15 protein-coding genes are annotated in these 19,655 nt (G+C 41.5%); 9 read left to right on the top strand and 6 right to left on the bottom strand.

Going from position 1 to position 19,655, the window contains the following annotated elements:
• Positions 1–102: 102 nt before the first annotated feature.
• Positions 103–2,172 carry a transglycosylase domain-containing protein gene (locus MHH54_RS17155; RefSeq protein ID WP_342500469.1) on the bottom strand — a complete coding sequence of 690 codons (2,070 nt, stop codon included), beginning with the start codon at positions 2,170–2,172 and terminating at the stop codon, positions 103–105.
• Positions 2,173–2,396: 224 nt separating this feature from the next.
• On the opposite strand from MHH54_RS17155, the gene speE reads away from it, so the two are divergent.
• From speE to argS, 5 genes are all read left to right on the top strand, one after another.
• On the top strand, positions 2,397–3,227 hold the full coding sequence (gene speE / locus MHH54_RS17150) for a spermidine synthase (protein WP_003214614.1): 831 nt from the start codon (positions 2,397–2,399) through the stop codon (positions 3,225–3,227).
• A 69-nt stretch (positions 3,228–3,296) separates the two neighbouring features.
• A complete protein-coding gene (gene speB, locus MHH54_RS17145; protein ID WP_003214818.1) occupies positions 3,297–4,169 on the top strand; it encodes an agmatinase in 873 nt (290 codons plus the stop codon).
• A 78-nt stretch (positions 4,170–4,247) separates the two neighbouring features.
• Positions 4,248–4,595 carry a hypothetical protein gene (locus MHH54_RS17140; RefSeq protein WP_106032101.1) on the top strand — a complete coding sequence of 116 codons (348 nt, stop codon included), beginning with the start codon at positions 4,248–4,250 and terminating at the stop codon, positions 4,593–4,595.
• Positions 4,596–4,719: 124 nt separating this feature from the next.
• Entirely contained in the window at positions 4,720–5,142 is a 423-nt protein-coding gene (locus tag MHH54_RS17135) for a DUF1934 family protein (protein ID WP_003215400.1), read from the top strand.
• Positions 5,139–6,812 carry an arginine--tRNA ligase gene (argS, locus tag MHH54_RS17130; RefSeq protein WP_003214600.1) on the top strand — a complete coding sequence of 558 codons (1,674 nt, stop codon included), beginning with the start codon at positions 5,139–5,141 and terminating at the stop codon, positions 6,810–6,812. Before MHH54_RS17135 ends, argS begins: the two co-directional genes overlap by 4 nt.
• Before the next feature lie 366 nt (positions 6,813–7,178).
• On the opposite strand, the gene MHH54_RS17125 is transcribed toward argS, so the two are convergent.
• Together MHH54_RS17125 and MHH54_RS17120 are read right to left on the bottom strand one after the other, a co-directional pair.
• Positions 7,179–9,191 carry a P-loop NTPase fold protein gene (locus tag MHH54_RS17125; RefSeq protein WP_342500468.1) on the bottom strand — a complete coding sequence of 671 codons (2,013 nt, stop codon included), beginning with the start codon at positions 9,189–9,191 and terminating at the stop codon, positions 7,179–7,181.
• A gap of 106 nt (positions 9,192–9,297) precedes the next feature.
• Positions 9,298–10,272: a S66 peptidase family protein gene (locus MHH54_RS17120; protein ID WP_342500467.1), complete on the bottom strand. Its 975-nt coding sequence runs from the start codon at positions 10,270–10,272 to the stop codon at positions 9,298–9,300.
• 156 nt (positions 10,273–10,428) lie between these two features.
• On the opposite strand from MHH54_RS17120, the gene cls (MHH54_RS17115) reads away from it, so the two are divergent.
• The 3 genes from cls (MHH54_RS17115) (at position 10,429) to MHH54_RS17105 (ending at position 14,823) form a co-directional block, all read left to right on the top strand.
• Positions 10,429–11,931 (top strand): cardiolipin synthase, encoded by a 1,503-nt coding sequence (cls, locus tag MHH54_RS17115; protein WP_268492379.1) that lies wholly within the window; start codon positions 10,429–10,431, stop codon positions 11,929–11,931.
• Between the two features lie 105 nt (positions 11,932–12,036).
• The gene (locus MHH54_RS17110; protein ID WP_106032275.1) at positions 12,037–13,752 is read left to right on the top strand and encodes an ABC transporter ATP-binding protein; all 1,716 of its coding nucleotides are present in this window, start codon (positions 12,037–12,039) and stop codon (positions 13,750–13,752) included.
• Positions 13,753–13,824: 72 nt separating this feature from the next.
• A complete protein-coding gene (locus MHH54_RS17105; RefSeq protein ID WP_106029527.1) occupies positions 13,825–14,823 on the top strand; it encodes a S66 peptidase family protein in 999 nt (332 codons plus the stop codon).
• Between the two features lie 29 nt (positions 14,824–14,852).
• On the opposite strand, the gene MHH54_RS17100 is transcribed toward MHH54_RS17105, so the two are convergent.
• The 3 genes from MHH54_RS17100 to cls (MHH54_RS17090) form a co-directional block, all read right to left on the bottom strand.
• On the bottom strand, positions 14,853–15,107 hold the full coding sequence (locus tag MHH54_RS17100; RefSeq protein ID WP_106032105.1) for a general stress protein: 255 nt from the start codon (positions 15,105–15,107) through the stop codon (positions 14,853–14,855).
• Between the two features lie 73 nt (positions 15,108–15,180).
• Positions 15,181–16,143, bottom strand: a complete 963-nt coding sequence (gene uvsE, locus MHH54_RS17095) for a UV DNA damage repair endonuclease UvsE (protein WP_342500466.1) — start codon at positions 16,141–16,143, stop codon at positions 15,181–15,183.
• Positions 16,144–16,155: 12 nt separating this feature from the next.
• Entirely contained in the window at positions 16,156–17,352 is a 1,197-nt protein-coding gene (gene cls, locus MHH54_RS17090; protein ID WP_342500465.1) for a cardiolipin synthase, read from the bottom strand.
• Positions 17,353–17,495: 143 nt separating this feature from the next.
• On the opposite strand from cls (MHH54_RS17090), the gene MHH54_RS17085 reads away from it, so the two are divergent.
• Complete coding sequence (locus MHH54_RS17085; protein ID WP_342500464.1) at positions 17,496–19,607, top strand: heterodisulfide reductase-related iron-sulfur binding cluster; 2,112 nt, start codon at positions 17,496–17,498, stop codon at positions 19,605–19,607.
• Positions 19,608–19,655: the final 48 nt, after the last annotated feature.

Raw genomic sequence — 19,655 nt, 5'->3', positions numbered from 1 at the left:
GCGAATTGCTACCAATTCCAGCTGGTTTTTGAGTAAACTGGTGTTAAAGCTAGGACATGGAGAATCCCGAGATGTAAATCTCGGGGTTTTTCATGTCTTTTTTTAACGTTTCAACCACTTTTCCCACCATTTCTTTGGCTTTTGATCTTGAACTGGATCTTGCTCAGATGATTTATCCTCAGCACCGTAGCACACACCTGTCGGCTCCGTTCCTTCTATAAAATAGGTGAATACCTTTGATTCACATCCTGGGCCTGCGAGATCGCCGGTTTTTGGATTGATATACACACCTTTTACGCCGTCTGGCGGCATGAAGGAGGAGGCTGGCTGTTTGGAGAGGGCTGATTCCATAAAAGATGCCCATATCTTTTTTGCATAGGCTGTTTCTTCAACCGAGTCAATGGTTCGCCCTTTATCATAGCCTGTCCACACACCTGTCACGAGCTGGGGAGAGAAGCCGATCATCCAGCTGTCGGCTCCTGTCGTTCCCGATTTTCCTCCGTATGTTCGCGTGAGATCCTTCATAATGGTGCGGCCAGTGACACTCGTATAGCCGTTTAACTGATCATTGAACATTCCTGACATCATGTCGGTGGTGACAAAGGCTACCTTTTCATCTAGGACTTGCTCTCGTTTTTGTTTTTCTTCAAAAAGCACGTTGCCTTTAGCATCCGTTACTTTTGTAATAAAGGTGGGTTTGACTCGTTTTCCGCCATTGACAAGCATTGCGTAAGCATTGGTCATTTCAATTGGTTTGACAGGAGACGTACCTAGGGCAAGTGATGGCACCTGATCTAGTTTTTCGTTGATGCCAAATGTTTTGCCAGCACGTACAAGCTGCTCCATTCCTAAAAATAGATGGGTTTTCACGGCATAAATATTATCAGACAGCGCCAAGGCCTGAAGCATGGTAATGCCATCATTGGCGTAATAGCCATGATAATTGCTTGGTGAATAAGCAGCACCGCTTCCTTGATCATCTAGCTCAAAAACTGTTTCTTCACTGCGCATGACGGTTGCTGGTGTAAACCCATTTTGCAAGGCAATGTAATAGAGAAGAGGTTTCATGGTTGAACCGGGCTGTCTTTTTGCTTGTGTCACCCGGTTGAATGGACTTTTCTCATAATCTCTTCCCCCAATGAGGGCGAGTACATGACCAGTTTGGGGATGGATAGCGGTAAAGCCGATTTGAATGTCTGATTTCGAATAGATTGTGCTTTTTAACGTATTCTCAGCCATTTTCTGTAACTCTGGATTTAAAGTCGTTTGGATATGAAGGCCATAAGTTTCGATCTGTTCCTCAGTTAACCCCAAGCTTTGTTTCAACTCACGAATCACATCATCATAAAAATACGGAGCTTGCTTTGCTTGCAGCTGCTTCTTCTGCAAAGGGCGATAGGACAGTTTTTCTTTCGCGGCTTCAGCGGCTGCCTTTTTCGTAATCATGCCGTCCTCTTGCATGTGTCTCAAAATCATATTCTTTCTTGCGCCGGCTTTCTCTTCATTCACATAAGGGGAGTAGAGAGAAGGGCCCTTTGGGATACCGGCAAGTAAGGCAGATTCAGCGAGAGTTAAATTCTTCGCTTTTTTCCCGAAATACAGACGGGACGCCGCTTCCACGCCATAAGCTCCATGACCATAATAAATGGTGTTCAAGTATCCTTCTAAAATCTCATCTTTTGTATAGTTTTGCTCTAAGCGAATCGTGTAAAAGGCTTCATTCCATTTTCGCTTCCACGTTTTATCATGATCTAAATACAGATTTCGTGCATATTGCTGGGTGATCGTGCTTGCGCCTTGTACCTTAGCCATGGCACGAATATCAGCCACTGCAGCACCCGCCATCCGTTTCACATCAAAGCCATGATGCTCATAAAAGGTTTTATCCTCAACAGCTACAGCTGCCTGCCTGATATGAGGGGACATGTCCTTTAAGGGCACCCAATATCTCTTTTCTCCAAAACTGGATTCTCCAAGCTTTGAACCATCGGCTGCATAAATCGTCGTAGATTGGGGAACTTGAACAGAAGGGGCGCCTTGCCATTTGGCTATTAAAAGAATCGTCAAAAAGACAGTGCCTGCAAATAGAAAAGCGAGCAAGCCAATAAAAAAACAGGCTCGAATCGTTTTCACGGTCATGCGGATTTTTTTATTACTCATGATTGTGTCCATGCAAAGCCCCCATTTTGACGGTTTTTTATCAGTATGGAACAAAGAAAACCGTTTTAAACAAATGATTGCAAGAGCGTGCTTTAAAATTGAAGAGAACTCATGCGGTTCTTTACAATTTGATATGAATCCACTATACTTTTTTCTTGGACAATCGATATAGTCATAGCCGTTAAAGGCGCTAACAATAGATGTTTGTTTATTATTGGATGAGAGGAAGATGGACAATGAGCGAACTTTGGTATACAGAGAAGCAAACGAAGAATTTTGGTATTACTTTGAAGGTGAACAAAACCCTTCACACAGAACAAACAGATTTTCAGCATTTAGAAATGGTGGAAACAGAAGAGTTTGGCAATATGCTGTTTTTAGACGGTATGGTGATGACGTCTGAGAAAGATGAGTTTGTATACCACGAAATGGTGGCACATGTTCCTCTTTTCACTCATCCAAATCCGGAAAATGTTCTTGTCGTAGGTGGAGGAGACGGCGGTGTCATTCGTGAAATCCTGAAGCATCCAAGTGTGAAAAAAGCGACACTTGTTGATATTGATGGCAAAGTCATCGAATACTCGAAAAAATTCCTTCCTTCGATTGCTGGGAAACTAGACGATCCTCGTGTAGATGTCAAAGTTGGAGACGGCTTTATGCATATTGCTGAAGCTGACAATGAGTACGATGTTATCATGGTGGACTCAACTGAACCAGTTGGACCAGCTGTGAACCTGTTCTCTAAAGGATTTTACGCAGGAATTTCAAAAGCACTCAAAGAAGACGGTATTTTCGTGGCACAAACGGACAACCCTTGGTTCACACCTGAGCTGATTACAAATGTACAGCGTGATGTGAAAGAGATTTTCCCAATCACGAAGCTTTACACAGCAAATATTCCAACGTATCCAAGTGGTCTTTGGACATTTACCATCGGTTCAAAAAAATATGATCCACTTGCTGTAGAAGACAGCCGTTTCTTTGATATTGACACTAAATATTACACAAAAGAATTGCACAAAGCAGCATTCGTTCTGCCGAAATTTGTGAGCGACTTAATCAAATAAATGAAGCGAAGAGGAAATGCGCAAATAACAGTTTGCGCATTTTTTGAAGCGTAAAAGGAGGAATCTTGCATGAGATTCGACGAGGCTTATTCAGGAAAAGTGTTTATTGGAAGTCATCCGACATGGGAAGATGCAAAAGTCATTTTATACGGTATGCCGATGGATTGGACCGTCAGTTATAGACCAGGCTCACGTTTTGGTCCAAACCGTATTCGTGAAGTTTCGATTGGATTAGAAGAATACAGTCCTTATTTAGATCGTGAGCTGCACGAAGTACCATTCTTTGATGCCGGTGACATTCCGCTTCCTTTTGGAAATGCTCAGAAAAGCTTGGACTTAATTGAAGAGTATGTCGACAGCATTTTAGAAAAAGGGAAGTTTCCATTAGGAATGGGCGGCGAGCATCTTGTGTCTTGGCCGGTTTTCCGTGCGATGCATAAGAAATATCCTGATTTGGCGATTATCCATATGGACGCACATACGGATCTTCGTGAGGAATACGAGGGTGAGCCTCTGTCTCATTCAACACCGATTCGTAAAGTAGCAGGACTCATTGGACCTGAGAATGTGTTCTCTTTTGGGATTCGCTCTGGGATGAAGGAAGAATTTGAATGGGCAAAAGAAGCGGGCATGCACATTTCTAAATTTGAAGTGTTGGAGCCGTTGAAGCAAGTATTGCCAAAGCTGAAGGGGCGTCCAGTTTATGTGACGATCGACATTGATGTACTCGATCCAGCTCATGCACCTGGTACAGGCACGGTGGATGCTGGCGGTATTACATCAAAAGAGCTGCTTGCATCCATTCATGCCATTGCAGGATCTGAGGTTCAAGTAGTCGGTGCAGACCTTGTAGAGGTAGCACCTGTATACGATCATTCCGACCAAACAGCGAATACAGCGAGCAAGCTTTTACGCGAAATGCTGCTTGGATTTGTGAAATAACACCTTGATAGAGGAGCTTGTCATCTCATGTGGACAAGCTCTTTTTTTACATGGATCAAAAAATAAAGGAGGCAGTTCATGTTTTCTTCTATATTGATGGTGCTTCTCGCCTTTTGTGTGTTAGCGGCGGGTTTTCTCACGCTGAAACGAGAGCTCGCAGCTGCGCCGCCCGTTTTTGCTTCGAAAAAGGAAGCAAAGGAAGAGATGTTGGGGTTGTTTCAAGATCGAGGCTTTTTCTATCTGACGGCCATTGCGTTATTCATGCAGGTGGTATTTAAGCGAGCACAGATCGTGCCATTTGATTTTTTTCAGGCATTTTTGGCAAGTTCAGGCGTACAAGCTCTTTTTTATTTAATCAAAAGAAAAGACATGGGCGTAAAGGCTGTGTTGGTGGTATTAGTCAGTTTCCTGTTTCTTTTTTTCTAAAGGGATGGTGTAAGATCAAAAACGAAGTTTAATCGCAGTGAAGAAGAGAAATGATGGTATGATAGGCGATCATGAATATGGTATACTATTTTAGTTAAACGGGTCTTAGCAAAGGAAGTGCAAAATGACACAAAACCAAATTTCAATTCATGTAAAGTCAGTGATGAAACCAGAGACGGAGCCGGCTGAAACGATCGAATTCCGCACGACTGGAACGTATCAAGAAAAGAATGACAAAACGTATCTCACTTACCATGAAGAACATGAAATGGGTCAAGTAAAAACCGTTGTGAAAATGAGTGAAAAAGAAATTTTTGTCATGAGATCAGGGGCCATTCAAATGAAGCAGCGCTTTCTCATTGGAGAAACGACCGTCACACATTACACGATGCCATTCGGTACACTACAGCTTGATGTACACACACATGGCATTGATCTCGATGTGGACAAGGGACTGCTGCACATTACGTACGATATGCTGACAGGGGAAGATCAAAAGCATTTACATACATTATCGATTTCGTATAAGGAGGATTTACGTTCATGAATATCGCAGAACAGGTCAAAGATGCGTTAAAGGAAGAAATTATTGCGGCAGTCGTCAAAGCAGGACTTGCTGATGAAAGCCAGGTACCAGATGTCCTTTTAGAAGTGCCGAAAGATAAAACTCACGGTGATTACTCCACCAACATGGCGATGCAGCTTGCCCGCATTGCAAAAAAAGCACCTCGTCAAATCGCAGAGGACATTGTCAAAGCGTTTGATAAAGGGAAAGCTTCTATTGAAAAACTGGATATCGCAGGTCCAGGGTTCATTAATATTTATATGAACAATCAGTATTTAACAAAGCTGATCCCAGCTGTCCTTGAAGCAAAAGAGGCATATGGTGAAACGAATACAGGCGGCGGCCAAAAGGTGCAAGTTGAATTCGTCTCAGCCAACCCAACAGGTGACCTTCACCTTGGACATGCCCGCGGAGCAGCTGTAGGTGATTCTCTTTGCAACATCCTTGATAAAGCAGGGTTCGAGGTGAGCCGTGAATACTATATCAACGATGCAGGCAATCAGATCAATAACCTCGCTTTATCTGTAGAGGTACGTTACTTTGAGGCGCTCGGTCTTGAAAAAGAGATGCCTGAAGACGGCTATAGAGGAGAAGACATCAAAGGCATCGGGCAAAAGCTGGCAGATGAATTTGGTGACCGTTTCGTGCATGAGCCAGAAGAAGAACGTATGAAGTTCTTCCGTGAATACGGCTTAAAATACGAGTTAGAGAAATTACGTGTAGACCTTGAGAATTTCCGTGTCCCATTTGATGTATGGTATTCAGAAACCTCTTTATATGAAAACGGAAAAATCGAACCAGCGCTGGAAACTCTTCGCGCTAAAGGCTATGTCTTTGAAGAAGACGGCGCAACGTGGCTGCGTTCAACTGATTTTGGCGATGACAAGGACCGCGTGCTCATTAAAAAAGACGGCAGCTTCACTTACTTGCTTCCAGATATCGCATATCATAAAGACAAATTAGACAGAGGCTTTGATCAGCTCATTAACATTTGGGGAGCGGACCATCACGGCTATATCCCTCGAATGAAAGCGGCGATTCAAGCACTTGGATATCCTGCTGGCAAGCTTGAAGTAGAAATCATTCAGCTCGTTCACCTATACAAAAACGGTGAAAAGATGAAGATGAGTAAACGTACAGGAAAAGCCGTCACCATGCGTGATCTGATTGAAGAAGTGGGCCTAGATGCCACTCGTTATTTCTTCGCGATGAGAAGTGCGGCGACACATATGGACTTTGACCTAGACTTAGCGATTTCTACGTCTAACGAAAACCCTGTGTACTACGCACAATATGCCCATGCGAGAATTTGCAGCATGCTGCGTCAAGGGGAAGAAAAAGGCTACGAGCCAAACCTTGAAAAAGCAGATTTCTCTCACATTCAATCGGAAAAAGAATACGATCTTCTCAAAATCATTGGTAGCTTCCCAGAAGTTGTAGCAGAAGCAGCTGAAAAGCGTATTCCGCACCGTGTGACAAACTATATTTATGACCTTGCATCAGCCCTTCACAGCTTCTACAATGCCGAGAAGGTCATTGATGTAGAAAACGAAACAAAAACAACAGCACGTCTTTCACTCATGAAAGCAACACAAATTACGCTTGCGAATGCATTAAAACTCATTGGCGTATCGGCACCGGAAAAGATGTAGTGGAATGAAGGAAAGCCTCGCTCTATTTTATGAGCGGGGCTTCTTTATATAAAAAACCCGCTATTCTCGAGAGATAGCGGGTTTTGAAAATTAACCAAGCGTATTAATAATGTTAGAAATAGAATCGAATAATTGACTAAGTACATCAGAGAACATGAGCGTATCCTCCTTTCAAAAAGCATGTAGTATGTGCGTGTCATAGGAATTACCCAAGTGTGTTAATGATGTTAGAAATAGAATCGAATAATTGGCTAAGTACATCAGAGAACATGTTTTTGCCTCCTCTCTTTTCTTTTTACATCTACTTAACGAAGGGGATGAAGGGTTGGATCACTTTTTCTAAAAAAACTTATCTTGCATCCTATTTTAAAACTTTAGCTCAATCATTTTTACTAGAATATTTTTTTGATGTGACGGCAAATTGGCTATTCTTTCTTTTAGTTTTATTTCAAATTCTTGATTATAACTTATATCATCTAGGCTCAGAGCTGTGGCTACCGAATTGTTTGGATAGGTAATTTTATAAGATAATTTATCTTTTAAATAATTAAACAATACATTGTCATTTAAAGTTAGAACCTTGTCGAAAATCACTTGGTAATCTGAATTTTGATCTAAATATGATTGATATTTTTTATAGAAAAGAAAGCAACTCCTCGGTTTTCTTTCAGTAAGTATATTGAAATCATTATTCATAGTAAAGATGGAATTCTCAAAAATAATCTTAACTAATTTTATTTGTTCTATTGATTGTTCATCTGAACGTGCAGGTATAAAATTAGGTATGATTTCCAATTTTTCAGAAGTATCCAACTCATCTATAGGTAAAATACTATTTGTGAAAATTTCAGTTTCTTTTCTATTATGATTATTTTTTAGGGCATTTAAACAATTATATATAATAGTATCTGATATAGATATTTTTAAAAAAGCTGTGTCTTGCTCCAAATTGCGCATCTTAAAAGCTATTATATTTCTCAGTAAGGATAATATTTTAGTTTCTGGAGTATTACTTGTGTAACTAAGGTAATGATTCCTTAAAAAATCGTTGAAATCCTCCATCTGACCCTTTGAATGTATTTCAATCAATTTATCTATATTGCTATCTAAATTTATAAATACATTCTCAACTACTTCAATATTCAATGTTGTTATACTCGATATATTTTCAATTTGGTAATATCCGAAGTTTTTTTCGTTTTTTATACTAGGGAAGTTGAATTTATCATGCTCACCATTAATAAATATAGAATATAAGAATTCATATAAATTGGGTGAATTATTCTCTCCTATGTCTTTTTCAATTGCATCTTTTAAGATAAGTTGACTTTTTTCTGTACTGGCAAAATCTTTGTGTGGAATAACCTTTTTTTGGTATAAAAAATTTAAATTTTCAACTATCCACTCGTAAATTTTATAATGAAATTGATAAAAATAGCACAAAGCAAGCTGTTCGCTGATATTAACATTTATTGTAGTTGATTTTGGTGATTTTTTATAGAAAATATTCAGTAAGAGCTTTGCCTCGCGAAATGTCCTTTGTTCATCTACAAAAAAATTTCTAAGTTTCTGAATTAATAATCTATCTGAGTCTGTTAAATCCATGATTTTTATATTGTCACTATTGAATTGTTCTTCGATTACTTTGCTCCAAATTTGAGAAGCCTTATTATTCAATGGCATACTCTCTAAATTTGAAAGGATCTTTTGAATGAATAAAGAGTCGTCTTCATCTTGCACAATTTTGTTGTAATCACCTACAACTATTAGGATACTCTTTTCAAAAGAATTTAATTTTGACAAGTATGCATAGAGTTGTTTTCTATTTTCTGATTCTAATCTATCAAAATCATCGCAGATAAAAATAACCTTCTTGTTGTATCTATTACTCTTTAACTTTTTTTTAACAAGCCATTCAAATATACTTTCTGTAGAGAATTTATCTAATAATAAATTGAGAAAGCTTATTATAAGGATTAAAGCGCCCCATATGAAAAAATCCATTCTTGAAATATTATCTGTTGACTTGCTGATAATATTATAAGAAAACTGTATAAGTGCTAACAACACTACTAATAAAATCGGTGAAGTTTTCACGATCCAATAGAAAATAGGATTTAGTTTTTTTGCGAATAATTCAAATGGTTTAAGTATCCAAGGGTCAGTCCAAAAATTGATATCAATAAATTTTGTTCTTTTGGAATCGGATTTTTCCTTAATTAAATTCAAGTAACTTGTTTTGCCAATTCCCCACTTTCCATTTAATAATATTGAGCCTGTAAAATTAGAATTAATGTACTGTTCTATGAATTTATCTATGTTATCTGAGATACCTAAATTATCATCTTCTAATGACTTGATTTCTAAATCTTTCTGCAAAAAAACACCTCTAATAATAAATTGTTTTTTTAATTTCTATATTTTGTTACTCTGTTTTTAAAAAAATAGAGATTTAACATCGATATTATTTGAATAGATAGACATCTTAGTGTTGAAAAATTCGAAACTTCACTTCTTCACCATTACACGTTAGCTCGGCACTTCCACCAATCGGTAAGGTGAAGACCGGCTGCGTATGTCCGATATCGACATCGTAGATCACTGGAATGTGTTTGAGCATTGGGTGCTTATCTAGGATGAATCTCAAATGTTCCTCTGTCATCTTGGATTTCTTCTGAAAGCGTCCGATGATCAGCCCTTTAATGGATTCTGCATGCTGTAAGAGGGATGTGAGGTCTCTGGCGAACATTTCAGGGAAAACCAAATCATCATCCTCCACAAATAAGATGGCATCCTTAATATGAGGCATAAACGATGTCCCTTGCAGTAAGTTCAGTGTACAAAGGTTACCGCCATACAAGGTACCTTCGGCTGTTCCCTCTTGATATATTCCCCATTTCGTCGGATGAAACTGTCTGTTCGCTTGATCAAGATACCACGCATCATCACTCCACTTTGTCGAAGGATTCACATTAAAAGACTCACTACCATTCATCAAGCAGGCTTGAAACATAGCGGTCTGCTCCTCTTGTCCCTGTTCCATTTGAAAGCTGGAGAAATGGGGTCCAGAGTATGTCACCATCTCACATTTGGCAGTAATAGCACTTGCGAGTGCGGTAATGTCACTGTAGCCGCAAAGGACTTTAGGGTGCTGACGAATCAAGTCGTAATCAATATAAGGTAAGAGCTCATTGCAATTGAAGCCTCCGATTGCTGTCAAAATACCGTCAACTTCATCATCCATGAACGCCTCATGCAGATCAGACAAGCGGTGCTCAATAGATGAAGAGGAGTGAAGGTCACATTCAAACTCGTGCTGTCCAAAGGAGACAGTGAAGCCTAACATCTCTAAACGCTTTTTTGCCTGAGCGATTCCTTCTTTTGATAAAATGCTGGCACTTCGGCTTGGGGCAATGACACGAAGATGACTGCCTTTTTTTAAAGGAGGTGGTGTATGCATAAACAAATCTTCCTTTCCATCACATATTTATCCATTATATCGGATCAAATGGTCCAAGTCTGTAAAAGCTAGAAGAAAGAAGTGGACCGTGCGTTTCATACAAGCTGTGCAAAGGGTATGGAAGAGAAAAGACAGAAACGAATGAGGGCGAAGAATGTGAAAAAGAGGAGACTGGAATTTTTATTTTTATATTTTATGATATTCGGGGCATATGTGGTGTATTGGTGGCCGGTTCCAGCGTGGAGTGTTCAGCTGTACGCAGCAGTTTATATCGCCATTATTTTATTTAGTATCATCTCGCTCATGCTAGAGAACCGTACATCACAGCACACACTCTTATGGATGTATGTTTTGATCTTTTTCCCGATCATTGGCTATATGTTTTATTTGTTCTCGGGACAGCTCTATGTGAAAGGTCATTTATTCAAATCAAAAAGAATGTACAACCGTGAAAAACTACGCAGAATATCTGAGCTTGAGAGCAAGCCGGATGAATCGCGTCTAACCGAAAATCAGCGGACTTTTTTTCATTACACAGAAAAAGCAACAGGCATGCATGTGAACACAAATAGTGATATGGACATTTTAAAAAATGGGGAGGAGACGTTTCCCCGTATTTTTGAAGAATTAAAAAAGGCAAAATCGTTCATCCATATAGAATATTACATGTTCAAATCGGATTTCCTCGGGCACCGGATGATGGAGATTTTGATAGAAAAAGTGAAAGAAGGGGTAGAGGTTCGCTTCATCTATGATGCGGCTGGCAGCATTCGCTTCTCCCGAAAAGATATTAAACGCTTGAAGCAGGCAGGAGTCAAGGTCGCTCCTTTTCTGCCTTTAAAATATGGTTTCTTTAATCAAAAAATCAATTTCCGCAATCACCGAAAAATCGTGATCATTGATGGGAAGACAGGATTTGTTGGCGGGTTAAATGTCGGAAAAGAATATGTCGGACGTGATGAAAATATCGGTTTTTGGCGTGATACGCATACGATGTTAAAGGGTGAGGCTGTCCAAACCCTTCACTCTGTGTTTATGCTCGACTGGGAGTATGTTTCAGATGAAGTATTAATTGATGATCCGAAATATCATACTCCGCATCCTGTGACGGGAGAGGATGTCATTCAGGTTGTACCAACTGGACCCGATATGAAAGAAAGTATGAGTGATTTATATGATGCACTCATCTCAAATGCGAAACAATTTGTCTGGATTGCGACACCTTATTTTGTCCCAAATGAATCCCTTCGTACGGCATTGAAAATTGCTGCGACAAGAGGGGTGGATGTCCGGGTGATGGTTCCGGAGATCAATGATGGCTTTCTCACACAATACGCCACACGGTCCTATTTTTCTGAGCTCCTAAAAGAGGGCATCAAGGTGTATCACTACCAAAAGGGCTTCATGCATCAAAAAGTGATGATTGCAGATGGAGAACTTGCCTCTGTCGGTACCGCAAATGTGGATATGAGAAGCTTTCAGCTCAATTTTGAGGTCAACGTCTTTACGGCCGCGAAAAAGCCCATTGAGCAGCTGATGGCCCATTACGAAGAAGATATGAAAGAATGTGAGCAAATGGGACCTGTTCATTTTTATAAAAGAGGCTTAAAAGAGCGATTAAAGGAATCATTTGCTCGGTTGTTTTCTGGCGTTCTATGAGGATTTCTAGTCAAAGAAATCATTTCCTAATCTAGTATTTTGAAGAGGATTCCTCTATAATTGAAAATGATTATCAATTATAGAGGGAATGAGGTTCTTTTACATATGTTAAAACGCTTTTTCGCCTATTACAGGCCCTATCGAGGTCTGTTCTTTTTAGATTTCTTTTGCGCTGTCGCCGTTGGATTGATGGAACTGGGTTTCCCGCTTATCGTGAACTACTTCATTGATACATTGTTGCCAACAGGGAACTGGACAGTCATTGTCTGGACGGCACTTGCGCTGTTTGTCATTTATGCCCTCAGCTCGGTTATGCAATTTATTGTGTCGTATTGGGGGCATATGCTTGGCATCAATATTGAAACAGATATGAGGAAAAAGCTGTTTGATCACTTTCAGCGACTATCCTTTAAATTCTTTGACAACAACAAAACGGGGAAGCTCATGTCACGGATGACAAACGACCTCATGTACATTGGAGAAGTGGCGCATCACGGTCCTGAAGATTTGTTTATAGCGATTATGACAATTCTCGGTGCCTTTGCAGTCATGCTGATGATTAACTGGCAGCTGGCCATTTTAACCTTCCTCATCATGCCTGTCATCATTTGGCTCGCCCTTCATTTTAATAAGAAGATGACGAAGGCGATTACACAGCTCAACAATGACATTGGAGACTTTCATGCGAGGGTTGAAAACAATATCGGGGGCATTCGTCTTGTTCAAGCCTTTGCCAATGAACATTTCGAGAAAAAGCGTTTTGCGGAAAACAACAACCGTTTTCGCAAGGCGAAGCTTCTTTCTTATAAAATTATGTCGGTCAATGGATCGATCAGCTATATTCTCACACGTCTTGTGACACTGTTTGTCCTTCTCGCAGGTACATGGTTTGTCCTGCAAGGTCAATTAACGGCAGGTGGCTTTATCGCGTTTGTTCTGATCACAAATGTTTTATTTAGACCGATTGATAAAATCAACACGGTCATTGAAATGTATCCAAAAGGCATTGCGGGCTTTAAAAGCTATGTCGATTTACTAGAAACAGAGCCGGATGTGAAGGATACAGAGGGAGCACGTGATGTACACGGACTAAAAGGTGAAATTGAATATCGAAACGTAACATTTGGCTACGATGAACACAGTCATGTGCTGAAGAATATCGATTTAAAGATTAAACAAGGAGAAACGGTTGCGTTTGTCGGGCCTTCAGGAGCGGGGAAATCAACCATTTGCAGTCTGCTGCCTCGCTTTTATGATGTGGATGAAGGGGAGATCACGATTGATGGTATAAGCACAAAGTCTATGACATTGTCATCTTTAAGGCAGCAGATCGGTATTGTGCAGCAGGATGTCTTTTTATTCTCAGGCACCATTCGTGAAAACATTGCGTACGGCAACTTAGAAGCCAGCGATGCAGAGATTTGGGAGGCTGTAAGAAGTGCGCATTTAGAGGAACTCGTACAGCGTTTCCCAGAAGGGTTAAATACCGTCATAGGTGAGCGCGGCGTCAAACTGTCAGGCGGTCAAAAGCAGCGTCTGTCGATTGCGCGGATGTTCCTGAAAAACCCGTCCATTCTCATTCTAGATGAAGCCACGTCAGCACTTGATACAGAAACAGAAAAAGCCATACAGGATGCACTGAGTGAACTGGCTGTCGGCAGGACAACGCTCGTCATAGCCCACCGCCTTGCAACAATTAAACACGCCGATCGTATCATCGTCGTGACAGAGGAAGGCATTGAAGAACAAGGCCGCCACCAAGATTTAATTCAAATGGGCGGCGTATATAGCAGACTGCACGAAGCGCAGTTTGGTCATTAAAGATTAAGCCCTTTTGATAAGGGGCTTTTTTTGTTAGGATAGAAAAAACTCGTGTAGGAAGGATCTGATGGAATGAAGAGGCTTCGGCGATTACAAAAGGGCGATAAGATCGGTATTTTTTCACCTTCAAGTCCAGCATCAGCGACCTCGCCTCTTAGGTATGAGCGGGCGAAGAAGTGGCTTGAGCAAAAAGGATTCATTGTGGTACCAGGATCATTAACAGGGAAAGAGGATCATTACCGTTCAGGTACAATTCAAGAACGAGCAGATGAGCTGAATGAGCTAATGGCTAGGGAAGACTTGGCGTGCGTCATGTCAATGATTGGCGGGACAAATTCAAATAGCTTGCTCCCTTATCTTGATTTTGAGCTGCTGAATCAACATCCGAAGATCATGATCGGTTATTCAGATGCGACAGCGATTCTTTTAGCCGCTTACGAAAAAACGGGACTGCCTGTATTCTACGGACCGGCGCTTGTCCCATCTTTTGGAGAGTTTGAACCGTTCGTTGCTTATACATATCAGTCGTTCGAAGACATCCTGATGCAGCCTCAATCTATTCCTTATCAGATCAAAAAACCACCCTTTTGGACGGATGAACGAATCAATTGGGAAGAAAAGACGCGTGATAAAGGGCAGCGTCCGAACGATTGGCTGTGCGTCATAGAAGGACAGGTAGAAGGCAGGTTGATCGGCGGAAACCTGAATGCTATGTACGGCATATGGGGCAGTGAGTACATGCCGGCAATCCAAAAGGGAGACATTCTTCTCATTGAAGATTGCATGAAAACCGCTTCGGTTGTAGAAAAAAACTTCTCTTTATTGAAAGTAAATGGAGTGTTTGAGCGGGTATCAGGGATTCTTTTGGGAAAACATGAGCTGTTTGATGATGAGGGAACGGGCAAAGAACCTTACGAGATTTTACTTGAGGTGCTTGGAGAGACAAAGAGACCGCTCATCGCAGATTTTGACTGTGCCCATACGCACCCGATGCTTACGATGCCAATCGGGGCACAAGTGAAAATGGATGCAGCTTCAAAACAAGTGTGGTTGACGAAAGAGTGGATATAGCAAAAGAGCGGCCTGATGGCTGCTCTTTTTTATGAAACTTTCTCTTTTTCAAATGGCTGCAAGAGATCTTGCGCTTTTTTTCCCTCTACGACAATTAAGTAGTCAGATTCTAAATGAGTGAGCCTGAAGGTTTCAAGCTCTACGATGTTCTTGATGTTACACATTGTTTTTTTAGAATACACATATAGACGATGTTGAGCCTGGTGGCATTTTTCATAAAGAGAAATAAGCTTATGTAAATTCAATGCTCTCGCAGCGATTTGGATTGAATAGATCTGAGACATCTTCATATCCTCCTGTTAATAACTTTCTCACAATAGCTTTGTTACCCTTGTTTGCATAGGGATAAACCTTTCTCTATGATTTCCACTCAATGGTTCCTCCGCCTGTTCGCTTGTTGCCTCTTATCGCAGAGAGCTCTTCGACAAGACGGAGCAGTGCCTGATCCTTTGACTTCGCCTCAATCATAAAATCTACATCACGCCCATACGGTTTTAATGCATGAAAAAGCGGTAAGACAAAGGACATATCTACACCATCTGCATGACTGCGTATGGCTTTTTCTGATTTCGGTGAGGATAAATGAATTTTAGGCGGAATACCAGTGCTCGTCCAAGTGCCGAACATTCTTGGCAGGATGTCTTCAAGCGCGGCATCGTCATCTTTATTGGCCACGTGATGATGGTAATCAAAAACAAAGGGAATACCGTGCTTTTCACATACACCAAGCGTTTCTAACGACGTATACGTTTTGTCATCATTCTCAAGCGTCATCCTCGCCTTGATATGCGCTGGTAGCTGTTTGATATTTTCATCAAAACGTTGAAGCGCCGAATCTTTATCACCGTACGCACCGCCCACATGAATGTTCATATAGCCTTCCTTTTCAAGCTTCATCGCCTCAAGCATTTGATAATGGTACGCCATGTCGATCACGGCATTTTCTGTGATTGAAGGCTTGGGGCTAGTAAACAAGGTGAACTGATTGGGGTGAAAGCTCACACGAAGCCCATGCCGTTTCACCAACTCGCCAATTTCAAGAAACTCCTTTTGAAAAGGTGTCACAAAGTCCCATCGTACCTCGGGATGGGTCGCAAGCGGGACGATCGAACTCGAAAAACGGTAAAGCGGGATATCATGAGCAATGGCAAAGTAAAGCGTTCTTAATGTATTCACGAGATTGGCCTTTGTTGTTCGTAATAAAGCCTCTTCTCTCTCTTCCTTCGAGAGCTTACTGTATCTTGCAAAGGTCAGCGACTTGGCAGGAGAAGCCTCCCACAAGGTGACGGCATTGGATACATAACCGAATCGATAACGCATAGGTCATCTCCTTTATAAAAAATAAGAGAACATGGCGGCAACCCATTCAAGCGGACGTGACAGAAGCGGACGCTGTGCCAATTTCTCTTCTGTCATAAGCTCAGACACTTCTATGTGCTCGCGAATCCTTTCCTCTACGTGGGCAGTAAAGTCGGTATCATCAATGGCGACGTCTACTTCCTCGTTTAAAAACAAGCTGCGTTTATCAAAATTTGCCGTACTGATCATACAGCGTCTCTGGTCAATTAGAATGGCTTTCGCATGATAAAATCCTTTATAAAAACGATAAACAAGGCAGCCGGAGGCAATGAGGTCCTTCAAATAATGAAATCCAGCCTCTTTGACGAGTGGATGATCTGCTTTCATTGGGATGATGATTTCAACCGTAACGCCTCGCTTTCGTGCATCAAGCAGTGCACTCAGAAGAGGAGCAGATGGAATAAAGTAAGGTGTACAGATGATGATCTGTTTCCTCGCCTGCTGAATATCTTTGAGGAACAAAGCTTCTAAAGAAAAACCAGCAGTCGCGCGTGTTGTGCATTGTAGTGTTCCCGGTTCCAAAGCAGGAAAAACCTCATATTGCAGCTGATGAATACCAGATGTCCGGTATAAATCATTCAAAAACACATGCTGGAGATCTGCGACAACTTGCCCCGTCATGCGCAAATGATAATCCTTCCAAATGCCAAACCGACCCTTTTTCCCAACATATTCATCGCCAATATTAAACCCGCCAATATAGCCAATCTTTCCATCAATCACCGTGATTTTACGATGATTTCTCATGTTTAACCGATAAATCAAAAAAGGGAAACGAGGCTTATTTAAAAAGTAAAATTGGATGCCACTTTTCTCTAGCATGTCGATGGACTTTTGATCAAACGGATAGGACCCTAGTCGATCGGTCAGCAAAAAGACTGAAACCCCTTGTTCCGCTTTTGTTTTCAATGCTTGTAAGACCTTTTGACCAATCTTGTCGTTCTTTACAATAAAGAACATCATATGAATAGAAGAAGAGGCCTGCTGAATATCCGCGAGCAGCTGATCAAAAAATGGTTCGCCATCATGATAAAAAACGGCATCACCGCTTGTTTGGTCAAAAGATCGTTCAAAAGCGCGGGTAGAAAAATATTTCTTTCCCATATAAAGGTCTAACAATATGAGACAAACGATGATAACGAGTACGAGTAGGATGATCAATGCGATCATAAAGCTTCCTCCTTTTTTGCATATTTCAATAGTGTACCCAAACGTGTAAAAAATATTGACTGAATACTCATTCATTATTTATGATAGAGGTACAACATGGAAACGGAACAAAGTGGGTTTTGGGGAATGAAAGGGGGAGCAAGATGAATAGCCTTTTAATCATGAACATGATCGCATTTGCGGCGGTGACCGCTTACGCTGTGTATTTGTTTATTTATCTCATTCGAACACGAGCAGCGTACATTCGTCTTGGCAAAAAAGAAGAGTTCCAACAAGACATGAAAAAACGCTTAGAGCGTGTTTGGGTCAATGTATTTGGGCAAAAGAAGCTGTTAAAGGACAAGAAGAGCGGCATCATTCATGTGCTGTTTTTCTACGGATTTATCCTTGTACAGTTCGGAGCCCTTGATTTTATTATGAAGGGACTCGTTCCAGATAGCGGACTCCCTTTAGGTCCGCTTTACGGTGTCTTTACCTTTTTCCAGGAGGTAGTCACACTTCTCATTTTAGTAGCTGTTGTTTGGGCGTTCCATAGAAGGTATGTGGAGAAGCTTGTCCGTTTAAAGCGTGGCTTTAAATCCGGTCTAGTGCTTTTATTTATTGGCGGCTTGATGCTGACCGTTTTACTTGGGAACGGGATGAATATCATCTGGCATGGACACTCTTTATCACCAACTGAGCCAATCGCATCCAGTGTTGCTTTCTTGCTGGGCAGTATTTCACCTCTTGCGGCAACGGTCGTTTTTTATGTCGCATGGTGGGTGCATCTCCTGATTTTGCTGACATTCTTAGTGTATGTCCCGCAGTCAAAGCATGCTCACCTCATTGCAGGGCCGGTGAACGTATTTGCCAGCAGATTAGACCCGCCAGGCAAGCTGCAAAAAATTGATTTTGAAGATGAGACACAAGAGACCTTTGGTGTGGGAAAAATTGAAGACTTCCGTCAGTCACAGCTGATCGACCTTTACGCCTGTGTGGAATGCGGGCGCTGCACAAATATGTGCCCAGCAACAGGTACAGGGAAAATGCTGTCTCCTATGGATTTGATTTTAAGGCTAAGAGATCATTTAACCAATAAAGGGGCCGCCATTACATCGAAGACGCCTTGGGTTCCGCAGCTTGCCTTCAGGCAGACAACAGGAAATCAGCTGGCGCTACAGGCGAGAGGAGCAGGTGCAGAGGAATCGGCTGCCAGCTCGATGTATCATCCTTCTCTTATTGGTGAAGTCATTACAGAGGAAGAAATTTGGGCATGTACGACGTGCCGAAACTGTGAAGACCAATGCCCTGTCATGAATGAACACGTCGACAAGATTATTGACATGCGCAGATATCTTGTGCTGACCGAAGGGAAAATGGATGCAGATGCACAGCGTGCCATGACAAGTATAGAGCGCCAAGGGAACCCGTGGGGATTGAACCGGAAAGAAAGAGAAAATTGGCGTGAACTGAGAGAAGATGTGCACGTGCCGACAGTAAAAGAGCTGAAAAAAGCAGATCAAACCTTCGATTATTTATTCTGGGTTGGTTCAATGGGGGCATATGACAATCGAAGCCAAAAGATTGCGCTTGCCTTTGCAAAGCTTCTCAACGAAGCAGGAGTCTCCTTTGCCATTCTAGGAAATAAGGAGAAAAACTCTGGCGATACACCAAGAAGGCTTGGAAACGAATTTTTATTCCAAGAGCTTGCTGCAAAAAACATTGAAGAATTCCAGAAAAACGGTGTCACAAAGATCGTTACGATTGATCCGCACGCCTACAATTTATTTAAAAATGAGTATCCAGACTTCGGGCTTGAGGCAGAAGTGTACCATCATACAGAATTACTGGCAGAGCTAGTGAAAGAAGGAAAAATAACGCCTGTACATGAAGTGAACGAGGTGATTACCTTCCACGACTCTTGCTACCTAGGCAGATATAACGAAGTGTATGATCCGCCGAGAGACATTTTAAAAGCCATCCCTGGTGTGACGCTGAGAGAAATGGAACGGCATCGTGAAACGGGTATGTGCTGCGGTGCAGGCGGGGGCTTAATGTGGATGGAAGAAGAGACGGGTACCCGGATTAATACTGCCCGAACGGAGCAGGCGTTACAAGTGCAGCCGTCCATCATTAGCTCAGGGTGTCCTTATTGCTTAACGATGCTGGGAGATGGGACGAAAGCGAAAGAAGTAGAAGAGCAGGTAGGTACATTTGATGTCGCAGAGCTTCTTGAAAAATCAGTGTTTGGCGAAGCTGGAAAGCAGGTTTCGTAAGCAAAACAGGCCGATGAATAGAATGTTCATCGGCTTATACATGGCGCT

The organism is Bacillus sp. FSL K6-4563 (assembly GCF_038630405.1).
Classification (GTDB): domain Bacteria; phylum Bacillota; class Bacilli; order Bacillales; family Bacillaceae; genus Bacillus; species Bacillus pumilus.
This window is presented reverse-complemented; position numbering and strand designations above follow the sequence as displayed.

Coding starts and splice junctions, on each gene's coding strand:
- MHH54_RS17155 (WP_342500469.1), bottom strand. CDS start 2,172: ATGGACACAATCATGAGTAATAAAAAAATCCGCATGACCGTGAAAACG.
- speE (WP_003214614.1), top strand. CDS start 2,397: ATGAGCGAACTTTGGTATACAGAGAAGCAAACGAAGAATTTTGGTATT.
- speB (WP_003214818.1), top strand. CDS start 3,297: ATGAGATTCGACGAGGCTTATTCAGGAAAAGTGTTTATTGGAAGTCAT.
- MHH54_RS17140 (WP_106032101.1), top strand. CDS start 4,248: ATGTTTTCTTCTATATTGATGGTGCTTCTCGCCTTTTGTGTGTTAGCG.
- MHH54_RS17135 (WP_003215400.1), top strand. CDS start 4,720: ATGACACAAAACCAAATTTCAATTCATGTAAAGTCAGTGATGAAACCA.
- argS (WP_003214600.1), top strand. CDS start 5,139: ATGAATATCGCAGAACAGGTCAAAGATGCGTTAAAGGAAGAAATTATT.
- MHH54_RS17120 (WP_342500467.1), bottom strand. CDS start 10,272: ATGCATACACCACCTCCTTTAAAAAAAGGCAGTCATCTTCGTGTCATT.
- MHH54_RS17110 (WP_106032275.1), top strand. CDS start 12,037: ATGTTAAAACGCTTTTTCGCCTATTACAGGCCCTATCGAGGTCTGTTC.
- MHH54_RS17105 (WP_106029527.1), top strand. CDS start 13,825: ATGAAGAGGCTTCGGCGATTACAAAAGGGCGATAAGATCGGTATTTTT.
- MHH54_RS17100 (WP_106032105.1), bottom strand. CDS start 15,107: ATGTCTCAGATCTATTCAATCCAAATCGCTGCGAGAGCATTGAATTTA.
- uvsE (WP_342500466.1), bottom strand. CDS start 16,143: ATGCGTTATCGATTCGGTTATGTATCCAATGCCGTCACCTTGTGGGAG.
- cls (WP_342500465.1), bottom strand. CDS start 17,352: ATGATCGCATTGATCATCCTACTCGTACTCGTTATCATCGTTTGTCTC.
- MHH54_RS17085 (WP_342500464.1), top strand. CDS start 17,496: ATGAATAGCCTTTTAATCATGAACATGATCGCATTTGCGGCGGTGACC.